Raw genomic sequence first — 2,959 nt, 5'->3', positions numbered from 1 at the left:
ATAAATGCCCTAATTGTAAATGTATTGGTGCAGGAAATATCCATAGAAATGGATACTATTGGAGATTTGGGTTAACCGACGAGAAAACAATGAAAATCCCTATATGTCGATTTAAATGCCTGGTGTGCAAGAAAAGCATTTCAGTCCTTCCGGACTTTTTAATCCCATATTTTCAACATACGTTACATACAGTTTTGAAGCGAATACATCAATTTCTTCAGAGGAAAAAGGTTAATAGCAGTCGGCAGCTATTGAGGTTTCATCTGATTCGTTACTATAAAAATCTTAATTGGATTCATAGTTTTTTTGTGGATTCAGGTCAGGTTCTGGGGGTTTCAGAGGAAAGAAAAAAAGAGGCCACAAAATATATGATAATGATCCTCGATTTTGGCGAATCCTCCTTCTTACGAAGGAGCTGGGGTCACTTATCTAAATATTTTATGGCAAATTAATTCTACCATATTTGAGGCAATTTAAAAATATTGCTCGTCCCACACACATTTTTCATCGTCAAAAAATAGCGAAGAAAGTAGAATATTAATCATGGATGACCGGTCGTCCTTCTAACCAAAAGGAGGAAAATTCCATGAATGAAAAAGAACGAGAACAAGTCGCCTTATTTCGATATGGGTTAATTGCCCCTCTTTTTAATGGGCAGGTAGATCCAAAAGTATATTTGCAAGAATTAGAGGGTAAGATTCATCCAATTCCTTATTATGGGGAACGGAAAATTGCCATAAAGACAATTCAAGAATGGCTTCTTCATTATCGCCGAAATGGATTTGAGGCATTAAAACCAAAGAAGCGTGGAGACAGAGGAAATTCTCGTAGATTATCTCCTGACGATCAGGATCAAATTTTAGAAATACGAAAAAAAAATCTCCATATGCCAGTTAGTGTCTTCTACGAACAACTAATTGAGCGTGGAGAAATCCAAAAAAATCAAATATCATACTCTACTATAATTCGATTATTAAAAAAGCACAACCTTGTAGGGAAACAAAATTTAGCAATTCCTGAAAGAAAACGATTTTCTCATGAGAAAGTCAATGTTTTATGGCAGGGAGATCTATCTCACGGGCCATACGTTCCCATAAATGGAAAAAATAAAAAGACATTTTTGATTGCCTATATAGATGATTGTTCTAGGCTCGTGCCCTATGCACAGTTTTTCTCGTCAGAGAAATTTGACGGATTAAGAGTTGTAACAAAGGAAGCTTTAATCCGCAGAGGCAAGCCCAAGATTATCTATGCGGATAATGGAAAGATCTATCGATCCGAAACACTTCAATATGCATGTGCGCAATTGGGGATTACCTTAACCCACACGGCTCCGTTCGACCCCCGTAGCAAAGGGAAAATAGAAAGGCTGTTTAAGACTGTGCAAACGAGGTTTTATCCATTATTACAAACTGAGCCAGCTCAGTCATTAGAAGAATTGAATGAAAGATTCTGGCGCTGGTTAGAAGAAGACTATCATCGAAGAGTACATGCCTCTTTAGAGGGTAAAACACCTCATGAGGTTTTTCACTCACAAATAAGCGATATAACCTTTTTAGAGGATCTGTCCATTTTGGAGACAATCTTCTTGAAACGCGAACAACGGAAGGTTAAGCCTGATGGAACTATTTCTTTAGATAAACGACTCTATGAAGTACCTTCACGTTTTATCGGCCAATCCGTCGATGTGAGAATGGACGACAAAGGAATTTATATCTTTGAAAATGATAGAAAAGTGGCAGAAGCAACTCTGGTTTCCATGAATGATAACGCTCATGTCAAACGGGCTCGTTCGCCATTTTCATTATCTAAAACTGCAAGCATGCAGGAGGAACAGGATAATGTATAAATCCTATTACTCATTAGCACAGGCACCGTTTTCAAAGGATATACGGCCCTCTGACGCTTATCATTCTAATGATTACAAGGGCGCATTAAATGGATTAAATTACTTACAAAAATCGAAAGGAATCGGTCTTCTTATTGGTGATCCCGGTGTAGGAAAAACATATACCTTACGGTCTTTTAGGGAATCTCTAAGCCCTACTCTATACCAAGTAATCTATTTTCCTCTCTCGACGGGAGGAGTAATGGACTTTTATCGTGGATTAGCTTATGGCTTAGGAGAAGAACCGAAGTTTCGTAAAGTTGATCTCTTCAGGCAAATTCAGCAAGGAATTGAACGATTGGCTGGAGAACGAAAGATCACTCCAGTTTTTATTTTAGATGAAATGCATATGGCAAAGGATGCATTTTTACAGGATATAGCCATATTATTTAACTTTCAAATGGATTCAACTAACCCTTATATTTTAGTTTTGGCAGGATTACCTCATTTAAAAAGCCGATTAGCATTAAATCATCATCGTCCACTATCACAGAGAATCATCATGAAATACGAGATCCAGCCATTATCTAAAGAAGAAGTTTCGGCTTATATTGATCATCACATGAAGTTAGCCGGCGCAAAGATGCCCATATTTACGGAAGCAGCAAAGGAAGCTATTGCATCACGATCACAAGGCTGGCCACGAGTCATTAATACTTTAACGGTGAATAGCTTATTGTTTGGATTTAATCTAAAAAAAGAACAGATAGATGAGGAAATCGTAAGATTGGCGATTGAGGATAGCGGTCTATGATTAAGGAGGCATCCTAGTTTTTGATCATCGAGACCAAGAGTAGAGAGTTTGGATTGGTCAAACACCCTATTGGATAGACCAGGGCTACACATTTGAATTGAGAATTCAAAATAGATACTTCCGTGCTTATTTAGAGAAAGATTTGGATTGGTTCGTAACTCTGAACCATGATGCCATCTTTATCCTGCATACACAAGAAGTGTATAAGATCCGGATAAATATACGTCAATATATTCGAGTTGATGCCCCTTTTTAGGGGTTTTCTTTTCGTTATTTTTAAGCTGAAATAATTTGATTAAGATTTTTCACAATCTGAA

General features: G+C 37.4%; 2 protein-coding genes. Both read left to right on the top strand.

Annotated elements, in window-relative coordinates:
* The first annotated feature begins 586 nt into the window (after positions 1-586).
* The gene (locus M3226_RS31205) at positions 587-1,849 is read left to right on the top strand and encodes a DDE-type integrase/transposase/recombinase (RefSeq protein WP_251573375.1); all 1,263 of its coding nucleotides are present in this window, start codon (positions 587-589) and stop codon (positions 1,847-1,849) included.
* Positions 1,842-2,642 carry an ExeA family protein gene (locus tag M3226_RS31200; RefSeq protein ID WP_251573373.1) on the top strand — a complete coding sequence of 267 codons (801 nt, stop codon included), beginning with the start codon at positions 1,842-1,844 and terminating at the stop codon, positions 2,640-2,642. The genes M3226_RS31205 and M3226_RS31200 overlap by 8 nt, the downstream gene beginning before the upstream one ends.
* The last annotated feature ends 317 nt before the right edge of the window (positions 2,643-2,959 follow it).

It is taken from the genome of Neobacillus cucumis (assembly GCF_023715505.1).
The sequence above is the reverse complement of the archived record's forward strand: the minus strand, read 5'-3'. Positions and strand labels throughout refer to the sequence as shown.